This window comes from uncultured Thiodictyon sp. (assembly GCF_903828115.1).
GTDB lineage: Bacteria > Pseudomonadota > Gammaproteobacteria > Chromatiales > Chromatiaceae > Thiodictyon.
On record NZ_CAIKKU010000807.1, the window covers coordinates 1 to 1,708 of the forward strand.

2 protein-coding genes are annotated in these 1,708 nt (G+C 68.9%); both read right to left on the bottom strand.

The features are described 5' to 3' along the window. Window positions 1-147: 147 nt before the first annotated feature. Window positions 148-1,044 carry a site-specific tyrosine recombinase XerD gene (gene xerD, locus QZY48_RS29780; protein ID WP_295437443.1) on the bottom strand — a complete coding sequence of 299 codons (897 nt, stop codon included), beginning with the start codon at window positions 1,042-1,044 and terminating at the stop codon, window positions 148-150. After that, window positions 1,044-1,708 (bottom strand): methylated-DNA--[protein]-cysteine S-methyltransferase (locus tag QZY48_RS29785; protein WP_366929807.1); only part of this gene is annotated, 665 nt, incomplete at its 5' end. The genes QZY48_RS29785 and xerD, both read right to left, overlap by 1 nt.

Sequence of the window (1,708 nt, forward strand, 5' to 3'; positions counted from 1 at the left end):
CGTTGTCGTAATCGTAGTCGGATTATTCGATTACGACAACGACAACGACAACGACAACGATAGCGTACCCAGGATCTCGGTCAGCACATCAGTTCTGATCGCACCCGCGCCGCGGCCCGGCGACGGGCGGCTCCGGGTCATGTCGGCTCAACCCCGGGGATGATGCCGCGCGTGCAGTTGTTTCAGGCGCTCGCGCGCGACGTGCGTGTAGATCTGGGTGGTCGAGAGGCTGCTGTGGCCCAGCAACATCTGCACCACGCGCAGGTCCGCCCCGTGGTTCAACAGGTGCGTCGCGAAGGCATGGCGTAAGGTGTGGGGCGAGAGTGGCTTCACAACCCCGGCCTGGATCGCATACCGCTTGATCAGTTGCCAAAAGGCCTGGCGGGTCATGCAGTCGCTGCGGCTGGTGGGAAACAGGAAGTCGCTCGTACGCCCGCCCAGCAGGTCCTGGCGGGGCCCGCGCACGAACTGCGCGAGCCAGTCCACGGCGTCCTCACCGAGCGGCACCAGCCGCTCCTTACCCCCCTTGCCCGCGACCCGCACCACCCCTTGGGTCAGGCTCACCTGGCCGGAACTCAGGGTGACGAGCTCGGTCACCCGCAGCCCCCCGGCATAGAGGACCTCCAGCATGGTGCGGTCACGATGGCCGCGCGGGTCCGTGGGGTCCGGGGCCCCCAACAGGGCCTCCACCTCCGCCTCGGTCAGGCTCTTGGGCAAGGGCCGGCCCAGCTTGGGGGCGTCCACCCGGGCGCTCGGGTCCGCCTGGAGCTCGCCCTGTCGCACCTGGTGCTGATAAAACTGGCGCAGACAGGACAGCAGGCGCGCCGCGGAGCGCGGCTTGCGCCCCGCCACCGACAGAACCGCGAGATAATCGAGCAGATCCAGCCGCTGCGCCTCGAGCAGACAGCGCCCGCGCTCGCGTTCGATCCAGACGGCGAAGGCCCGCAGGTCCGACTGATAGGCGGCCAGCGTGTTCTGACTCAGGCCCCGCTCCATCCACAGGATGTCGGCAAAGCCCTCGATAACGGCGCGGTCATCCGCCATCAGTCACCCCCGGCGTCAACCGCCACCCCCTCATGCCGGAGCAACTGACGCTTGAGCGCGAGCTTAAGTCCCTCACGCTCCCCGGCGAAGCCGCCCAGACCGCGCGTCGCCACCACCCGGTGGCAGGGCACGACGATGGGGCAGGGGTTGGCCCGGCAGGCCTGACCCACGGCCCGCGGGGCGCTGCCCAGGTCGCGCGCCAGGTCGGCGTAGGTGCGGGTCGTTCCGGCCGGAATGGCCTGGATAGCCGCCCAGACCCGCTGCTGGAAGGGCGTGCCGCGCAGTTGCAGGGGCACCTCGAAGCGCGCCGCGCCGTCCGCGAAATAGGCGCTGAGTTGGCGGCCGACCGCGGGCGGCACCGCCGCCTCATCGGCCATTGCGGGCGGCGGCTCCAGGTCGACCGCGAGCAGGGTCTCCCCCGTCCAGCGCAGGCCGATGGGGCCCAAGGGTGTGGCGAACAGGGCCATCGGCATCGGGGACCTCGACTTGGCTTGAAACGACCATGAGTCCGCGCGCAACGCAACTGACGCGAAGGCCCACGGATTAGACCATGGGCTGGCCGCCATCGCCAGCCTGCGCGGCGGCCGGGGTGCGATCAGAACTGATGTGGTGACCGAGATTGCGGGTACGTTGTCGTTGTCGTTGTCGTTGTCGTAATCGAATA